Source organism: Bradyrhizobium sp. McL0615, assembly GCF_049993905.1.
In the GTDB taxonomy this organism is placed as follows: Bacteria; Pseudomonadota; Alphaproteobacteria; order Rhizobiales; family Xanthobacteraceae; genus Bradyrhizobium.
In genome coordinates this window covers 3051931-3070746 of sequence record NZ_CP188254.1, presented here as the reverse complement: position 1 = coordinate 3070746, position 18816 = coordinate 3051931, and the positions used below count along the sequence as shown (strand labels likewise).

Sequence of the window (18816 nt, the reverse complement as noted above, 5' to 3'; positions counted from 1 at the left end):
CCCTGTCCAGTTCTCACGTCGGTCTGTTTGTGCAGCTTGGTTTTATGCAGTTTGGTGGCGCGAATGCGGCGTTGCCAGCCCCGTCCGATCGGCGCTAGCCATTGAAATCACGCGGTAAATTAATCGGCGCCGTTTTACAGGGCCGAACCCCATCCGGCAAGCGCGCGCGGCGGGGCAAATCGACACGAAGGTGACGAAAATGCGCGTTAAGTCTCTGATTTGCCACACCGCCGACGCGGCTTTGGGGCGTTCCGGCGGACACCGCCGCGGCCTGTCGCAACGGCGCGGCGCAACCAATTTCAGTCAATTTTTCGGGAAACGGCTGCCGCGAGGAGACCGGCTCTGAAGTGGTGCGGCGATCAGTCCTTCTTCGCCTCCACGTCCGTCCCGGCACGCAGCGCCGCCCTGAACGCCGCGTCGAACAGGCCGCGGTACTGACTCGCATTGACGTTGGAAATATGCGCGGTGTCGCGGAAATTGGCCTGCCCGTTCCGGACCAGATAGCAAGAGCCCTGCTCGCAGACGACAGACTGCGGGTCCACCACAACGAGACGCGGATTATCCCGGTACCGATCGAGGACGCGCGCAATCTCGTCCCGCAAGGGGCGCATCGTAACCCCGGGGCCGGCCTCGACCTTCCATTCGTCGATCGCCTTGCCCGCGCGGATCTGGTTTTCGATCCACCGCTGCGGCAGGTCGAAGCCGAAGTTCAGTAACGGCATGATGAGGACGACGGTCTTGCCCGCCGCGAGCAACTTGCTGGTGATGGCGGAAATTTCGACCGCACTGCCCCAGTTGCTGCCGAGCACGACGATGCTCGGCTCCGCCTTCGCCAGCACGAAATCAAGCGTGCTGCGATTGAATTGCCGGCATGGCGGCGGGTCGCCAGCATTGCCAGCCACATCGTCGATGAAAGCCCTGCACCCGCTTTGCGTCGCGATCAGTCCGTGGATTCCGTTGCCGAGCGCGGCCTGCGAAATCGGTTCGAGATACTGGTTGGCAAAGGAATCCCCCCACAGGATCGCGGATACCTTGCGCACGGCCCACGTGCTGCCGAAACTGCAATAGGTCTCGGTCGTCTGCTTGGTGGAGTTTGCATTCCGGAAACACTCATCGCGCGGCGTGTTGGTTCTTCGCGCAAGTTCAGCCGGCAGCAAATATTCCGGCAGCCTGCCCGGAAAACCGTGGGTGAGGAAAGCCAGCGACACAAAGCCGGCGAACACGGCAAACGAAACGCTGGAAGCCGTCAGCAGCCTTCGCAGAGTCCAGAAATCGCGCTGGGTCCGGACCGGTTGCTCGACAAAGCGGTAAGAGAGCGCGCCAAGCGCGAGCGAGGCCAGCACCATCGCTATTTTTTGCGCGCTGCCGACCTCATAACCGCGCACCGCCAACCAGCTCAGGGCGAACACCCAGATCGGCCAATGCCACAGGTAAATCGAATAGGACCAGTCGCCGATGCGCTGGACCGGAGACAGTCCGAGCAGGCTGCCCTCGCCTGCCCCCTGCCGGGCCGCGACGACCATGGCCGCACCCAGGATCGGCAAAATCGTGAGCATGCCGGGCCAGCCAGCTTCGGGCAGAGGATAGACCGTGCAGCCGGCGATCAGCACCCAGCCGGCGAGCGCGATGAGCGGCGATTCCAGCCGAGATGCTTTCGCGCCTTCCGCTCGGCGACGGATCTCCGCGGCCGCGATCAATCCTCCCGCCAAGGGCTCCCAGGCTCTCGCGCGCAGAGAGAAGAACGATGATCCCATCGCATCATGCTGGCTCACCCACAAACACCACGCCAGCGACAGTACGGCGAAGACCTGCAACGCAATTGTCACGGCGCGGATTCCGGACGTAGCGCGGGACGCCAACCGCCACACCAGCCATGCAATCAAAGGCATCCAGACATAGAACTGCCACTCCAGCGAAAGTGACCAGGTGTGCAGCAACGGCTTGGTCTGCGCGGCCATGGCGAAATAGCCGCTGTCGCTGTTGAAGGCGAAATTCGACACGAACGCCAGCGCCGACAACGCCTGCAGCAGGTGCTTGAGATATTCGCCCGGCAAGGTCACGAACCAGCCGATAAAGACGGACGCGGCGACCGCGACCGCCAGCGCCGGATAGATCCGGCGCATCCGCATCATGGCGAAGGTCCACAGCGAAAAGCGATCGCGCCTCAGGTCGTTCAGCACCTTCGTCGTCATGAGGTAGCCGGTGATCACCAGGAAGACGTCGACACCGACAAACCCTCCGGCGAATCCTGGTATCTGGAAGTGGAAGCCGACGACCGCGATCACCGAAAGCGCCCGCAGCGCATTGATGTCCAGACGGAATCCGTCCGGGCTCGCTTGCTTGCCTGCCGCGCCTGGTGCTGTCCCCGTGTTCCCCATCGCCTGTCTCTGCCCGCTCCCCACCCGCTTATATCAGGCGCGAGTTGGCTCACAACGGCGAAGCGGCCGCCTGTTCAGGCTCAATCGATCGGCCTGGCGGCGATCAGCGCGGTTCCGCTTTCGTCCTTCAGCGCCACGCCGGTGATCTGGCGCGCGATGCCTTCACGCACCAGCCATGCGATCTTGAAGGCGGCCTCCTCGTAGCTCAGCCCTGCACCGTGGATGTTGGACACGCAATTGCGCTTCTCATCGGTGAGGCCGATGCGCGGCGCAAAGGTGAGATAGGCGCCGAGGCTGTCGGGCGCCGACAGGCCGGGCCGCTCGCCGATCAGCATCACCACCATCCGCGCGCCGAGCACGGCGCCGATCTCATCGCCCAGCGCCACCCGCGCGCCCGATGCGACCACGACATGGCCGACTTGAAGCCCCGCCTCCGTCAGTCGCGGCACAAGATGGCGAGCCAGTTCGACCGCGTGGACATTGACGGCCGCCGGCGACAGCCCGTCGCCGATCACGATCACCAGCTCGCTCGCGCACCCGCTTTGCTGCTCCAGTGCGCGGCGTGAATCCCTATCGAGCATGCGTCCGAGGTCGGGACGGCGCAGATAGTCGCGCCGGCTCTGCGCCTGGCTGGAAACCTCGCTGACCTGCAGGCCGAGGCCGGCCAATCCGGCAATCAGATGCGGCGCATCGAGCGCGGTGTGAACGGCATCGCGCGCACGCGCGTGGTCGAGCGTGAAGGCAAGCAATGCATCGGTCGGCAGGCTGGCGCCGGAGCGGCCGAGCCCGACACGCGCCGGCGTTAACTCCCGCAAGGCTTCGAGCGAGCGGGACGGCGGCGCCGGGGTTTTCATGGGCTTTTACTCGGCAGGGACCGAGGCCTCGCGCAGCCGGATCGAATAGTTCGACGCGTTCTGCTGACCGACCGATGCGGCGCGTGCGAACATGATCAGGTGATGGGCGAGCAGCGAGGAGGCTATCAGCCCCTCGATATCGCCCTGCCGCAATCGGCCCAGCGCAAACTTCCAGAAAACCTTTTTGTAGTCGCCGAGCACCCCGACTTTCCAGAAGATGTTCTTCAGCATGATCAGGCCGCGCCTGACGTTGGCCCAGCTTTTCTGCTCGGGCGATACCGGAACCTTGATCCGCTTCGGATAGGTGTAATCGCATTGATACTGGTAACGCGCGAAGAGTTTCTCCGGCTGGTAGGCGACTTCCATGCATTTGCGCCAGGATTTCACCACCTGGTCATAGGGCAGCAGGAACTCGACATTGGAATCGCGGCCATCGTCGTCATTGACCAGCCGGCCGTCGCGCTCCAGCCTGTCCCACAACGGCGTCTTCGGCAGCGCCTGCAGCAGATTGATCGTGAGCAGCGGGATCTGCGTCTCGTCGACGAATTGCAGCAACGCGTCCCCGGTTTCGGGCTTGTCGGTGTCGAGTCCCATGATGATGCCGGACACGACTTCCATCCCGTAGGAGTTGATGGTCTGAATGCCTTCCAGGATCGGGACCATCATGTTGTGGTCCTTGTGCATGGCCTTCAGCGCGTCGGGATCGGGCGTTTCGATGCCGCAGAACACGGTGACGAAGAACGCCTCGCGCATCTTCTCCAGGATTTCAGGCCGCTTGGCGATATTTAGCGTCGCTTCGCAGGCGAGCCGCATCACGTAGCCGGTCCTCTTCTGCCATTCGACCAGATGCGGCAGCAGATCCAGCGCGGCCTTCCGATTGCCGATGAAATTGTCGTCGACGAAATAGACGGAGCCAGTGACGCCGCATTCGCGCAATTTGTCGAGCTCGGCGATGATTTGCTCCGGCGTCTTCAGGCGCGGATTGCGGCCGTAAAGACCGGGAATGTCGCAGAATTCGCACTGATACGGACAGCCGCTCGAGTACTGGATGCTACCGAGGAAGTACTTCTTCATCTCGGCCATCTCGTAGGCCGGAAGCGGAAACTCGGTCATCGGCAGACGGTCGGCCGTCTCCAGAACGACCTGTTGCTCCGGCCGCGACGGGTCGCGCGCCAAGCGCGCGATCAGCTCATTGGTGGCGTCGCCGAGTTCGCCGACATGCAGATAGTCGAACGAGGGATAGTAATCCGGACATGCACTGACCGAGGGTCCGCCGATCGCCACCGCGAGGTCGAAGGCATGCGCGCGGCGGCAGATGTCGTTCATCTGCTGGCGCTGGATGTGCATGCCGCTGACGAACACCGCTTCCGCCCATTCAAAATCTTCTTTGGTGGCGGGACGAATGTTCTCGTCGATGAAGCGGACCGGCCAGTTCTCCGGGAGATAGGCCGCGATCAGCAGCAGGCCCTGCGGCGGCATGAACGCCTGCACGCCGTCGGTCAGAGGATAGGCGTACTCGAACGTACCGAAAGAAGACGTATAGCGCGGGAAGACGCACAGGATACGCCGTACCGTTTCGATGCCTTCAGCTCTCATCAAATTTCCTCAAGGCTGACATGAATTTAAGCACGACATTGAAGGCTGGGCCAGAAATTCTTCAACATTGTGACAGCTCTAACTCGCTGTAGGTTCAATTGGTTGCAGGAAAATCTGCCGGCCCGCGGGTTATGGGCTGTGGCCGGCGTTCAAGCGATCAGCCGCGCGGCAAATTCGGGCAGCAGACCCGCACTGCCCGCAAGCCGGAAATCGCCATCCGCGAGGCCTGCGCGAACCAGCCAGTCGTCGAACTCCGGCGCCCGCTTCAGGCCGAACAGGTCGCGGATATACAGCGCATCGTGGAACGAGGTCGACTGGTAGTTCAGCATGACGTCATCGGCGCCCGGCACGCCCATGATGAAGGTGACGCCCGCGGCGGCCAACAGCGTCAGGAGATTGTCCATGTCGTCCTGATCGGCTTCGGCATGGTTGGTGTAGCAGACGTCGACACCGAGCGGCAGGCCGAGAAGCTTCCCGCAAAAGTGATCTTCGAGGCCGGCGCGGATGATTTCCTTGCCGTCATAGAGATATTCCGGACCGATGAAGCCGACGACGCTGTTGACCAGCAGCGGATCGAACGCGCGCGCCACCGCATAGGCGCGCGCTTCGCAGGTCTGCTGATCGACATTGTGATGGGCATTGGCCGACAGCGCCGAACCCTGCCCGGTCTCGAAATACATCAGATGATCACCAACCGTGCCGCGGCGAAGCGACAGCCCGGCCTCACGTGCCTCGCGCAACAGCGCGAGATCGACGCCGAAGCTGCGGTTGGCGGCTTCCGTTCCCGCGATCGACTGGAACACCAGATCGACCGGGGCCCCCTGCCCGATCAATCCGAGCGTCGTGGTCACGTGGGTGAGCACGCAGCCCTGCGTCGGAATCTGCAGCCGCGCGATGATGCCGTCGAGCAGCCGCAGCAGTTCGCCGATCACGGCCGGATCGTCGCTGGCCGGATTAATGCCGATGCAGGCGTCGCCCGACCCCAGCAGGATGCCGTCGAGGATCGAGGCGGTAATCCCCTTGGCATCGTCAAAGGGATGATTGGGCTGCAGCCGCACGCTCATCCGCCCCTTCAGGCCGATGGTGTTGCGAAACGCCGTGGTCACCGCGCATTTCTTGGCGACCAGGATCAGATCCTGGTTGCGCATCAGTTTCGAAACGCCCGCGGCCATTTCCGGCGTGATCCCGCGCGAGACTTTCGCCAGCGTCTCGCTGGTTGCGGCATCAGACAACAGCCAGTCGCGGAAGCCGCCGACGGTCAGCGCGGAAATCGGCGCAAAAGCCTGCGCCACATGGGTATCGAGGATCAGCCGCGTGACCTCGTCTTCCTCGTAAGGGATGACAGCTTCGGTGAGGAATTGCTTGAGCGGCACGTCGGCAAGCGCCATCCGCGCCGCAATCATTTGCTCCGCGCTTTCGGCCGCGACGCCGGCAAGACGATCGCCGGACCGCGGCGGCGTCGCCTTGGCGAGCAGTTCGCGCAAATCGGCGAATACATAGGAGGTGGCACCGATGACCTGACGATAGACCATGCTGACATTCCTGCGCCCGTACCCACCCGATGGCAAGGCCAGCCTATCACCACGCGCGGCCCGCAAGGCGGAACAAGAGTTCGGCGATTTCCCGAGCCCGGCGCGACCGCTCCAGCGGCCGTCTCCGGCTAGTTCAGCGTGTGAAAGTAGCGGGCAAAGAAGCTTATCTCATAGGCAAGCGCGCCGATCACGAACAGCATCTGGAATTTTACATTGCGCGTTATCGAGGCGACGCCGCAGAGCATGATGAATATGCCGACCGACGTAAGATACTCTGGCCCAAAGGACTGCAGATGCGCGTCACCCTTGATCCAGGTGTCGACCACATCAAGTGCCTCAGTGAGGGCCGCAAAGCTGAAGAACCAGCGCCGGCGGGACAGAAAGTAGTCCTGATACCCCGTATATTCCTCGAGATCCTGCGGGAAGAGCAGCGCGCTGAGGAAGAAATACATCGATGCGTAGACGCACACGAAGAAGTAAAGGCTGAACGTCCAGTGCGGGATGAGGCTTAGGCGAAATTCCCACCACCAGAACGTGACGACATTCACAAGCGCCCAAGCGACCCAGCCGAGATGAACCGGCCATATCTGATAGCGCTTGGGATGCTGGACGATTGCCGCGATGCCGCTGACGAGACGCGTTACGCTGAGCCCGAGGATGATTCCGATCAGCACCCGCACGTGAAGATAGAGATCGGCGTTGCCCGGCAGCGCAGCACTTTGAGCCATCAGTTCCAGTTCTCACCACGGTCGAAAACGGAGCAGCGAAGTCTGAGCACGTCCGCTGCCCTGCTCGTTTTCTAACTTGATTCGGTGATGTGATGTCTGACGAGGACGAATTGGTTTGGTGAGAACATCTGGTTGTATGATGTGACGAAAAACCATTTTTAGTTGTGGTATTCGGCGCTGAAAAATCAACCGAAAGCTGCCACCTTCGCGTTATGGTCGCGCGGAGATGCCGGATTTTCCCGGCGAGGCAACTTGCCACATCCCCTTAATTATCTGAAATATCTAGATAATTTTAACTGGTTGCAGTTCCTATAACTTCCCGCGTTAAGACAATCTCCATCAAACTTCAGCACACTTTGCCTACGCCGAAGGCAAGCGCCGGAAACCATTTCGGGGTGCCGATACGGCTGAATTGTCAAATCCGTATTCGGTTGGTGGCGCCATGGCATCCCGTTTTTCGCTTGCAGCCAAGTTGTACTCGATCTTTGCGCTGTTCGCGTTGCTGGTCGCCGCCATCACGGCCTTGTCCGACTACAACAGCCGGCAGAGCACCGAGCTTACCGAAGCGGTCTCGATCGCCAGCCGCGGCGCGCTCAACGTCGAGCGCATCAATTCGCTGGTCTATGCGGTCGTGATGGAATCCCGTGGCGTCTACATGTCAACCGAACCTGCCGTCGTAAAAAAATACGGCGACGGGTTGCTGAAGTTCAACGAACGCATTCTCGAGGTCGTCAAGAACTGGCAAACGCTGGTACAGGCCGACGACGCGCAGCAGTTCGCCACCTTCAAGAAGCGCATTGAGCAATTCATCGACTTCCGCAAGGAGCTGGTTCGCCGCGGTGTCGAGATCAACGGCGCTGCTGGGCGTGAATGGGGCGACAACGACGCCAACCGCGAAGTGCGTGTCGCGTTGAACAAGGATCTGGAAGCGCTGTCCAAGGTCTATGCCGAACGCAGCAAGAAACTGGCGCTACAGACCGACACGAACCACATGCTGGCTCTTGTGCTGACTTTCCTCGGCGTCATCGCGCTGGCGGTGGTCGTCATCGGCGTGATGATCATCGCCCGTTCGATCGCCCGCCCGCTTTCGGTGATCACCGCAACCATCAAGCAGGTCGCCGACGGCGCCGAAGGCGTCGAGGTTCCGCATACCGGCCGCTCGGACGAAATCGGCGCGCTCGCCCGCGCCATCAAGATCTTCCAGGAGGCGATGGATCGCAACCGCAACCTCAATTCGCAGGTGGTGGAGGATTCGAAGGCGCGCGACGAGCGCACCCGTCACATCGAAGCCTCTGTCGACGCCTTCAGGGAAGCAATCGGCGGTGTGCTGCGCGCGGTCACCGACAATGCGGCCTCAATGCGCGGTACCGCCCAGACCATCGCCAGCGTCTCGTCAGACGCCAGCGGGCGCGCAGTGGCGGCCTCAAGCGCCACTGAGCAGGCTTCCAGCAACGTCTCTGCCGTCGCCAGCGCCGCCGAGGAACTTTCCACTTCCGTCGAGGAAATCGGCCGCCAGGTGCGCCAATCAGCCAGCGCCGTCGAACAGGCGGGCTTGCGCACCGAAAAATCGGTCGCCGAAATCGAGGGACTTGCCGCCGCGACCCAGCGCATCGACGGCGTGCTCAGCCTGATCCAGGCGATCGCCGAGCAAACCAACCTGCTGGCGCTTAACGCGACGATCGAGGCCGCGCGCGCCGGCGACGCCGGCCGCGGTTTTGCGGTCGTCGCCCACGAGGTCAAAGCACTGGCCGAGCAGACCGCGAAAGCGACCGCCGAGATCGGCCAGAACGTCGGCCTGATCCAGACCTCGACCAAAACCTCCGTGGAAGCGGTTCGCGAGATCGGCAACGCGGTGCGCGAGATCAACGAGGTGACCTCGAACATTGCCAGCGCGATCCAGCAGCAGGATGCGGCAACCCGCGAGATATCGTCGAATGCGCAATTGGCGGCGCAGGGCAACGGAACGCTGGTGGTCAATATCAATTCGCTCAGCGACGCGATCGGGACGACGAGCACCGCCGCGGCGTCCGTTCTCACCGGATCCAGCGACCTCGCGGCTACCGCCGAAACGCTGTCCCGCGAGGTCGAAAAATTCTTCCGCAATCTGCGCGAAGATTCGTCCAAGCAGACGCGGAAGACCGGCACGTAAGGCGGGCGGCATCTCCGATTGCGCCAAAGCGTGAGGAGACCGCGACACGCTGATCAGGTCTTGGCACGCCACGGGCGTGTCGCCGACTATTCTCGACCATAGGCTACGGAACCCGCACACCTCGCAAGCCAGCTTCGGCGATGGCAGTCTGCACGGTGCCATCGGACCGGATTCGGTTCACGAATGCGTCGATGGCTGGAAGCTCCGAGGCCGCGCGCTTGCGCACTCCGATCGCCATTTGCACGACATTGAAGCGTCCAGGCAGCACGCGCGCGCCGGGTAAGGCGTCGGCGATACGGTGGGCAAGGTGCAAGTTCTCGCCGTAGACGTCGGCCTTTCCTGTCGCGAGCGCCTCGCGCGCCGGCTCGAACCCACCGGACACTGGAATGATCTCGGCATTCTTGATGAGGCGACGCAGTACAGCGTCGGGTGCACTGCCTTGCGCGACCGCGATCTTCACACCGGGACGGTCAACTTCCTCGGCGCTGGTTGGTGCCGCGCCGGAGCGCGCGACATAGCCGTTGTCGACCTCCATGAATGTCGCGCTGAAGGCGAGGTGCTCTGCGCGCGAGGGATCGCGCGCAGCAAGCCCGATGTCCCAGTCATCGGTCGCGAGGCTTTCGTTGTAGCGTGCAGGATTGTCGTAGGGCTTGAGGTCGACCGGAACGCCGAGATGCGTAGCGAGCGCGCGAGCTACGACGACGGAAACGCCGCCAAAAGTGCCGTCAGCGCGCCGCGTTACCAGAACGGGATTGGAGGCGATCAGAGCTGCGCGCAGTTTGCCGGTCGGAAGCAAGGTACTGTTGACTGCCGGGGCTTGCGCCCGCGCTCTGGCGTGCGTCCAGCCTGTGGCTAATGCCGTGATTCCGACCGCGACCGTCTCTCTCCGTGTCCACATGGTGTGCCCTCCGACGTGGAGACTATTTGCGCTGGACAATCTTAGACTAGTCCGTTCCTGGCAGACGTCACAAGGCAGTTCGCGCGGAAAGGGAAAGCCTGGCAAGGCTGCGAACAGCCGGCCTTACTCCACCGGAAGCACGTCCACGGCCACGCCGAGCTTCTGCTTGCGCGAGCCGACGATGATGCCGTCGACGGGCGAGACATCGGAGAAGTCTCGCCCGATGGCCAGAACGATGTGATCGTTCTCGATCATGATGTCGTTGGTCGGATCGAACCCGACCCAGCCGAGGTCAGCGCCGCACCACACCGACACCCAGGCGTGGGTGGCGTCGGCGCCCTGCAGGCGCGGCTTTCCCGGCGGCGGGATGGTGCGCAGATAGCCGCTGACATAGGCCGCGGGCAGTCCGAGCCCGCGCAGGCCCGCAATCATCACATGGGCAAAATCCTGGCAGACGCCGTGACGCTTCTCGAACACCTCCTTGAGCGGCGTTGAGATCACCGTGGCCTTCGGGTCGTATCTGAAATCGTTGCGGATACGGCGCATCAGATCGGCGGCACCTGAAAGAATGCCACTGCCCGGCTTGAAGCTCGCTGCGGCATAAGCGGTGACCGGCGCCTGTACCGGCACCAGCGCGCTCGCAAAAACATAGCCGACCGGCGAAACCGGGCCGAGACTGGTGGCTTCGAACGCCACGTCGCGGATATCCTCCCATGACGGGCTAGGAGCCCCGCGGTCGAGCGCCTTGCGCGACACCGAAACGCGCGAGCGGGAATCGATCCGCAAATTGCGGTGCGCGGTTTCGATCAGGATGCTCTCGGTATGGGTACCGAAAAAATCGCGCCGCACGGCGCGGTCCGCAGGCCGCGGCCGGATCTCGACCGAATGGGAAATCAATTGCTGCCCGTCGCCCGACCTCGGCTCCAGCCGCAGCGAGCAGCGCGCAAAACTCACCGCGCTTTCGTACGCGTAGGTCGTGACGTGACGGATGTCGTAGATCACGCGAGGCCCGTGAGTTTCTCCGGCCGGCTCGCATTGGGCCCGTGCGGGAAATAATGCAGCCCGATGGCGTCGGCGAGGTTGAGCAGATCCTGCTCCAGCGCGAACAGGGTTTTGGCATCCAGGCTCGCGGCCTCGGCCGTCGTTAACATTGCCTGCAAGGCCACCGCCAGCCGCTGCGGCCGCTCGATCAGGCCGTGCTCCTTCAGGCTCGGGAGTGCGGCGATGTGATCGTTCAGCGTCGCCACCTGAAACGCGACCGAGCGCGGGTTATAGGGATCGAGCACCGCGAGATCGCGTACCGGCGCCAGCGCAGGGCCGACCAGATAGCGCGACCGATAGGTGATCTGGCAATCCACCAGCGTCAGCAGCACGTCGAGGTCTTCTTCTCCAGCTTCGTCATAGGCGAACTGCCGCGCGAACCGGGCGGTGTTGATGGCGCGCTCGGCGCGGCGGCCCATGTCGAGGAAGCGCCAGCCCGCGGCGCGATTCATGTTTTCCTGCGCCAAACCTGCAAGGCTTGCCAGTTCCTGCAACGTCAGTTCGGCGGCGCTGACGACGCTGTCGTCGTCGTCGACCTGCAACGAGAGGCGCTCCACCATCTCGGTGATGATCTGCCAGGCGTCGGGCGAAAGCCGCTCGCGCAACGAGCTCGCGGTACGCTGAGCGGACTTTGCCAATGACAGGGCCGAGCCGAATTTTTCCGGGCTCTGCAGCGCCTCGGCGACAACCCTTGCGGGGTTAGACCGCGTCGCCTGCGAGGTCGCGCCCCAGGTCACCAGAAGCCGCTGGATGCGCTCGACCGAGGGCAGTGTGCTCGATGATCCCTTGACGGGATCGCGCATCGGCGCCCCGAGCGCGCGGATCAGCCGCAGCGTCGCCTCGGCGCGCTCGAGATAGCGGCCGAGCCAGAACAGATTGTCCGCAGCCCGGCTCGGGACCACGCCGGCGATGCGCCGGATGCGCACGGCTTCGGCGGCCGGCAGCAGCGTCGAAGCCGACACCGCCTTGTCGGAGACAATCCAGACATCCGCCGACCGCGCGCCATCGCCCATCGAGACGGCACGGGCATCGGGCTGTTCGGCAATTCTGCAGAAACCGCCGGGCAGAACGGTCCAGCCGTGGGGCGTTGCCGCGGCAAACACCCGCAGCACGAACGGGCGCGGCGTGATCCGGCCCTGCTCCCACACCGGCGTCGTCGACAGCCGCACCAGTTCCTGGCCGACAAAGTCGATGCCGCGATCGGCAATCGCCTGCCGGAGCCGGTCGCGCTCGGCGGGCGGCAACTCGCCGGCAATTACCGGCTCGTGACTGGAAAAGCCGGGAACAGCCCGGCCGTAGGCGCCCTCGATCGCAAAATCCTCCAGCCGCGACAGCACCTCTTCGCGCGCGGCTTTCTGGCCGCACCACCAGGTCGCGATGTGCGGCATGATCAAAGTCTCACCGAGCAGCCGCCGGCACAGGCTCGGCAGGAACCCGAGCAGCGCCCTCGCCTCCAATACGCCGGAGCCCGGCATGTTGGCGACGACGACGCCGTTCTTGCGCAGCACGTCGATCAGGCCGGGCACGCCGAGATGCGACGACGCATCGAGTTCGAGCGGATCGAGAAAATTCGAATCGACCCGGCGCAGCAGCACGTCGAGCCGCTTCAACCCGGCGACGGTGCGGATATGAATGCGGTCGCCGCTGACGGCGAGATCGTCGCCCTCGACCAGCAGGAAGCCGAGATAGCGCGCCAGCGTGGCGTGTTCGAAATAGGTCTCGCTGAAGGCGCCCGGCGTCAGCAACCCGATCCGCGGCTCGTCGCGGTCGGCGCTGGCGCGCAGCGAATCGCGAAACGCCTCGAAGAACGGCGCCACGCGCTCGACATTCATCGACTTGTAGAGGTTGGAAAAGGCGCGCGACAGCACCAGGCGGTTTTCCAGCGCGTAGCCCGCACCCGACGGCGCCTGCGTGCGATCGTTCAACACCCACCAGCGCCCGTCGGGGCCGCGGCCGACATCGGCCGCATAGAGGTGAAGATGGCGGCCCCCGGGCGGTTTGACGCCACAAACCGCGCGCAGATATTCGCTGCTACCGGCAATCGCGGCCGCGGGCACCGCGCCATCGGTGACCAGCCGGCCCTCGCCATAGAGATCGCGCAGCACCATTTCGAACAATTGGGCGCGCTGGGCGATGCCGGTGCTCAGTTGCTGCCAGTCGGCCTCGTCGATGATGAGCGGCAGATGGCTGAGCGGCCACAGCCGGTCGGCAGTCTCGCCGGGCGCGCGATAGGTGACGCCGGCCTCGCGCAGATGCCGGTCGGCGGAGGCGAATCGCCGCTCGATATCGGCCGGCGACAATGCGGCGAAGGCATCGAAGAAACGGCTCCAGGCTGCGCGGGGCGCGCCGTCCTCGCCGATATATTCGTCGGGAATGCCGGGCAGCCGCGCATAGTCGCGCGTCCATTGCGCGATCCGGCGCTGGCCCGGACGGGCCTTGCTTTCCTGATTGCTGCCCTGGCTCGTCATTCCGATTCCCTTAAGACCGTAGCGCCCGATTAGATCAGGAGCGGCGTCCTCAAGTCGAGCGTCAAGGGGAATTCATTTGTGCGTTCTTCGGGCGGCGGGTCGATTCTGCCCGGGGTGTGGCCGTGGTCCTGAAAACGAGCCAGCCGCCGCGCTTCCGCCTCATAGGAGTTGACCGGCTTGGTGTCGTAGCTGCGGCCGCCGGGATGGGCGACGTGGTAGACACAGCCGCCAAGCGAACGGCCATTCCAGGTATCAATTAAGTCAAATGTTAGCGGTGCGTGGACCGGAATGGTCGGATGCAGTCCCGAGGCCGGCTGCCAGGCCTTGAAGCGGACGGCGGCAACGGCCTCACCGGCGCGGCCAGTGGAGGTCATCGGCATCCGCCTGCCGTTGCAGGTCACGACATGGCGGCCCTCGACGAAGCCCTCCGCCTTGATCTGCAGCCGCTCTACCGAAGAATCGACATAGCGCACGGTGCCGCCGGCCGAGCCCTCTTCGCCGAGCACATGCCAGGGCTCCAGCGCCTGCCGCAATTCGAGCGCGACGCCGCCATGATGGACGCGACCGAAGGCCGGAAAACGAAACTCGAGCTGGGCCGAATACCATTCCGGCGAGAATTCGTAGCCGGATTGCCGGAGCTCATCGAGCACGCCGAGAAAATCCTCCCAGAGGAAATGCGGCAGCATGAAGCGATCGTGCAGCGCCGTGCCCCAGCGCACGAACTTGCCTTGTTGGGGTTCGCGCCACAGCTTTGCGATCAGCGCGCGGATCAATAATTGCTGCGCCAGCGACATCCTGGGATCGGGCGGCATTTCGAGCGCGCGGAATTCGACCAGCCCGAGGCGGCCGGTCGGCCCATCGGGCGAATAGAGCTTGTCGATGCATATTTCGGCGCGATGGGTGTTTCCGGTGATGTCGACCAGGATGTGCCGGAACAGACGGTCGACCAGCCACAACGGGGCCTCGACATCCGGCGGCGGCACATGCGCGAGCGCAACTTCCAGCTCATAGAGCCCGTCATGCCGCGCCTCATCGATGCGCGGGGCCTGGCTGGTCGGGCCGATGAACATGCCGGAGAACAGATACGACAGCGAAGGATGGCGCTGCCAGTACAGCACGAGGCTTTTGAGCAGATCGGGGCGGCGCAGGAACGGCGAATCCTGCGGCGTCGAGCCACCGACCACGATATGATTGCCGCCGCCGGTGCCGGTGTGACGGCCGTCGACCAGAAAACGGTTGGCGCCGAGCCGAACCTTTGCAGCGTCTTCATACAGGCCAAAGGTGATATCGACGGCCTCGCGCCAGTTCTGCGCCGGCTGGACGTTGATCTCGATGACGCCGGGATCGGGCGTCACCTTGATGACCTCGACGCGCGGATCGTAGGGCGGCCCGTAGCCCTCGACACGAACCTGGAGCTGCAGCTCCTCGGCGGTCGCCTCCACCGCCGCAATCAGCTCGAGATAGTCTTCAACTTTTTCGACCGGCGGCATGAAGACGCACAACACGCCGTCGCGGATTTCAACCGATATCGCCGTGCGGACCGGTTTGAGCTTTCGCTTGGGTTTGGGCTCAGGTGTCATCCCCCCTGCTTTGGCGTCCTTGTCTTCGGCCGCGAGCTCCAGACGCGGCTCCATCGGATCCTGCTCGACGACATAAGGATACTCTTCGGGAGGAACATGGGGCAGCGACGACATCGGCAGCCGCAGCCCGAGCGGAGAATCGCCGGGTATCAGGAACAGATGGGTCCGCCGCAGTTTCCACTGTTCGCTCATCCAGCCCTTGGCGTCGGCGCCCGCGTGTTGGATCGGCAGCACAAATCCTTTGGCCTTGTTGAGCCCTTCGTCGAACACCCGCGCCATGCGCGAGCGCTCTTCCGCGTCGGCGAGTTTGGAGTCGCCGGGATCGACATTGACCGGCAAGGCCGCTTCCTTCTGCAGCCAGTGCGCAGGGTCTTCATAAGCCGGCATCACGTATTCGGCGGTGAGACCGAGCCGCTTCGCGGTGCCCCCCATAAAGGCTTTGGCGTCTTCGGTTTTCCCCTTGCGCGGATTCTCGATCTTCGCGACCAGGTCGGCATTCTTCCAGATCGGCACGCCGTCCTTGCGCCAATAAAGGCCGAACGCCCAGCGCGGCAGGCTTTCGCCGGGATACCATTTGCCCTGCCCGTAATGCAAAAGCCCGCCCGGCGCAAAGCGCGCCTGCAGCTTGCGGATCAGCTCGTCGGCCAGCGCCTGCTTGGTCGGGCCGACGGCGGCGATGTTCCATTCCGGCGATTCCAGATCGTCGATGGAGACGAAAGTGGGTTCGCCGCCCATGGTCAGCCGCACGTCGCCCGCCTTCAGATCGGCATCGACCTGCTCGCCGAGCGCATCGAGACGGGCCCAGGATTCATCAGAGAAGGGGCGCGTGATCCGCGGCGCCTCGCGGATGCGCCGGACGCTCATCTCGAAGCCGAAATCGACATTGGCGAAGCCGGCACTGCCCGAGATCGGCGCCGCCGAACGGTAATGCGGCGTGGCGGCGACGGGGATGTGTCCCTCGCCCGTCAGCATGCCCGAGGTGACGTCGAACCCGATCCAGCCGGCACCCGGCAGATAGACCTCGGCCCAGGCGTGCAGGTCGGTGAAATCGCTTTCGACCTCGCGCGGGCCTTCGACCGGGTCTATATCGGGGCGCAGCTGGATCAGATAGCCGGAGACGAAGCGCGCCGCGAGGCCAAGGTGACGGAAAATGTGGATCAACAGCCAAGCGGAGTCGCGGCAGGATCCGGAACCGGAGGCCAGCGTCTCTTCCGGCGTCTGAATGCCCGGCTCCATCCGGATGACGTAGCTGATCTTTTTCTGCAGTTGCGCATTGAGCTCGACCAGAAAGTTGACGGTGCTATCGGCCTCGCGCGGAATATCGTTCAAGTACGCCGCGAACAGCGGCCCCTGCTCGCTGGTGGCGAGATAAGGCGCCAGCTCGGTCTTGAGATCGTTGGTGTACTGGAACGGAAAAGAGGTGGCATATCCCTCGACGAAGAAGTCGAAAGGGTTGACGACCGTCATCTGCGCGGAGAAATCGACCTCGATCTTGAGTTCGGTCGCCTTTTCCGGGAATACAAAACGCGCGAGCCAGTTGCCCTGCGGATCCTGCTGCCAGTTCACGAAATGGTTTGTGGGCGTGACCTTGAGCGAATAGCTCAGGATCGGCGTGCGCGTATGCGGCGCCGGACGCAGGCGAACGGTTTGCGGGCCGAGATCAATCGGTCGGTCGTATTTGTAGTGCGTGACGTGATGTAGTGCGACGAAGATCGACACGGACCGGAAACTCCAGCGGCTTTTTTAAGCAGAACACCGGTTCCGGGTGGGATCAAGCATTAACAACGGGCAGCGATTGCCCACGGCGCGGGCGGAGCTCCCTCCCCGCCATTGCGAGGAGCGCCAGCGACGAAGCAATCCATGCGTCAACTTGCGGAACTAGGGATTGCTTCGCTGCGCTCGCAATGACGGTTGAGGCAGTGTGCCTACAATCACATCGTCGCGCCGAGCACCCACGGCGCGAACTCAGCGCCGCCGAAGTCAAAGCTTTCGCTCTTGGTCGGCTGGCCGGATGCCGTTTTCAACATCAGCTCGAAAATGCGCTGGCCGCATTGCTGCACGGTTTCCTCGCCGTCGAGGATGGTGCCGCAATTGACGTCCATGTCGTCTTCCATGCGCTTGTACATCACCGTGTTGGTCGCGAGCTTGATCGAGGGCGCGGGCTTGCAGCCGAACACGCTGCCGCGTCCGGTGGTAAAGCAGACCATGTTGGCGCCGCCGGCCACCTGCCCGGTCGCCGCAACCGGGTCGTAGCCGGGCGTATCCATGAAGACAAAACCCTTCTTGGTGATCGGCTCGGCGTAATTGAGCACGTCGACCAGATTGGTGCTGCCGGCCTTGGCCATCGCGCCCAGTGATTTTTCGAGGATGGTGGTGAGGCCGCCGGCCTTGTTGCCGGGGCTCGGATTGGCGTTCATCTCGGCGCCTTCGCGCTTGGTGTATTCCTCCCACCAGCGCATCAGGCCGACGAGCTTTTCGCCGACTTCGCGGCTGACCGCACGGCGGGTCAGGAGATGTTCGGCGCCGTAGGTTTCAGGCGTCTCGGAGAGGATCACCGTGCCGCCGTGGGCGACCAGAAGATCGCTCGCCGCGCCGAGCGCCGGGTTCGCGGATACGCCAGAGTAACCGTCGGAGCCGCCGCATTGCAGGGCGACTGTCAGCTCGCTGGCCGGCACCGGCTCGCGCTTCACTTTATTGGCGTCGGTCAGCGCCTCCTTCACGAAGGCGATGCCGGCTTCTACCGTCTTGCGGGTGCCGCCGACTTCCTGGATGTCCATCGCGCGCAGCCGGCCGGCGAGCTTCTGCTCCTGCATCAGGCCGCCGATCTGGTTGACCTCGCAGCCGAGCCCCAGCACCACGACGGCGGAAAAGTTCACATGCCGCGCGTAGCCGCCGAGCGTCCGGCGCAGCAGCGCCAGCGGCTCGTCCTGCGTCATGCCGCAGCCGGTCTTGTGGGTCAGCGCCACCACGCCGTCGACATTCGGGAAATCGGCCAGCGGATTATCGCCGCTAAATGGATTCTTCTTGAACATGTCGGCGACGATGCCGGCGACATGGGCGCTGCAATTCACCGAGGTGAGGATGCCGATATAGTTGCGCGTCGCCACCCGCCCGTCGGCGCGACGAATGCCGTCGAAGGTGGCCGGCAGATCGAAATTCGGCACCGGCTTGACGTCGACGCCATAGGCGTAGTCCTTGGCGAAATCGCCCATGCCGCAGTTTTGTGTGTGAACGTGCTGGCCCGGCAAGATCGGCACTGTGGCAAAGCCGATGATCTGGCCGTAGCGGCGCACCGGCTCGCCCACGGCGATCGGCTTGATCGCGACCTTGTGGCCGGCCGGAATCCGCTCGACCGTGGTCACGCCATCGGCCACCACCATGCCGGGGGGCAGGCTCGAGCGCGCGATCAGCACGCCGTCGTCAGGATGCAGGCGGATCACGGGTGCCGGGGTCATGGGATATCTCCAGTGGTTCGGCGTCTTTCTTACCTCTCCCCGTCCTTTACGGGGAGAGGTCGGATCGCCCTTGCGATCCGGGTGAGGGGCGAGGCACGATGCCAAACGCAAACATGGTGCTCGCCGGATAGAGGCCC

Annotated in this window: 11 protein-coding genes; 1 reads left to right on the top strand and 10 read right to left on the bottom strand. The window is 63.6% G+C overall.

Features of this window, described 5'->3' with window-relative positions; translation table 11 throughout:
- Positions 1–359: 359 nt before the first annotated feature.
- From ACPPVP_RS14535 to ACPPVP_RS14515, 5 genes are all read right to left on the bottom strand, one after another.
- On the bottom strand, positions 360–2378 hold the full coding sequence (locus ACPPVP_RS14535; protein ID WP_426535325.1) for an acyltransferase family protein: 2019 nt from the start codon (positions 2376–2378) through the stop codon (positions 360–362).
- A gap of 80 nt (positions 2379–2458) precedes the next feature.
- The gene (gene eutC / locus ACPPVP_RS14530; protein ID WP_426535323.1) at positions 2459–3232 is read right to left on the bottom strand and encodes an ethanolamine ammonia-lyase subunit EutC; all 774 of its coding nucleotides are present in this window, start codon (positions 3230–3232) and stop codon (positions 2459–2461) included.
- Between the two features lie 6 nt (positions 3233–3238).
- Positions 3239–4828, bottom strand: coding sequence for a B12-binding domain-containing radical SAM protein (locus tag ACPPVP_RS14525; protein ID WP_426535322.1), 1590 nt, complete (start codon positions 4826–4828; stop codon positions 3239–3241).
- Positions 4829–4977: 149 nt separating this feature from the next.
- Positions 4978–6360, bottom strand: a complete 1383-nt coding sequence (locus ACPPVP_RS14520) for an ethanolamine ammonia-lyase subunit EutB (protein WP_426535320.1) — start codon at positions 6358–6360, stop codon at positions 4978–4980.
- Positions 6361–6488: 128 nt separating this feature from the next.
- Positions 6489–7088, bottom strand: coding sequence for a hypothetical protein (locus tag ACPPVP_RS14515; RefSeq protein WP_426535318.1), 600 nt, complete (start codon positions 7086–7088; stop codon positions 6489–6491).
- A gap of 442 nt (positions 7089–7530) precedes the next feature.
- Between ACPPVP_RS14515 and ACPPVP_RS14510 the strand changes: the two genes are divergently transcribed.
- Complete coding sequence (locus ACPPVP_RS14510; RefSeq protein WP_426535316.1) at positions 7531–9237, top strand: methyl-accepting chemotaxis protein; 1707 nt, start codon at positions 7531–7533, stop codon at positions 9235–9237.
- A gap of 103 nt (positions 9238–9340) precedes the next feature.
- Here the strand turns inward: ACPPVP_RS14510 and ACPPVP_RS14505 are convergent, their stop codons facing one another.
- The 5 genes from ACPPVP_RS14505 to ACPPVP_RS14485 all read right to left on the bottom strand — a co-directional run bounded on the left by ACPPVP_RS14505 (position 9341) and on the right by ACPPVP_RS14485 (position 18679).
- Positions 9341–10135: a transporter substrate-binding domain-containing protein gene (locus ACPPVP_RS14505; RefSeq protein ID WP_426535314.1), complete on the bottom strand. Its 795-nt coding sequence runs from the start codon at positions 10133–10135 to the stop codon at positions 9341–9343.
- A gap of 123 nt (positions 10136–10258) precedes the next feature.
- A complete protein-coding gene (locus ACPPVP_RS14500) occupies positions 10259–11137 on the bottom strand; it encodes a transglutaminase family protein (RefSeq protein ID WP_426535312.1) in 879 nt (292 codons plus the stop codon).
- Positions 11134–13644: a circularly permuted type 2 ATP-grasp protein gene (locus tag ACPPVP_RS14495; RefSeq protein WP_426535310.1), complete on the bottom strand. Its 2511-nt coding sequence runs from the start codon at positions 13642–13644 to the stop codon at positions 11134–11136. Before ACPPVP_RS14495 ends, ACPPVP_RS14500 begins: the two co-directional genes overlap by 4 nt.
- A gap of 29 nt (positions 13645–13673) precedes the next feature.
- Complete coding sequence (locus ACPPVP_RS14490; protein ID WP_426535308.1) at positions 13674–16943, bottom strand: DUF2126 domain-containing protein; 3270 nt, start codon at positions 16941–16943, stop codon at positions 13674–13676.
- 212 nt (positions 16944–17155) lie between these two features.
- The gene (locus ACPPVP_RS14485) at positions 17156–18679 is read right to left on the bottom strand and encodes a UxaA family hydrolase (RefSeq protein WP_426535306.1); all 1524 of its coding nucleotides are present in this window, start codon (positions 18677–18679) and stop codon (positions 17156–17158) included.
- Positions 18680–18816: the final 137 nt, after the last annotated feature.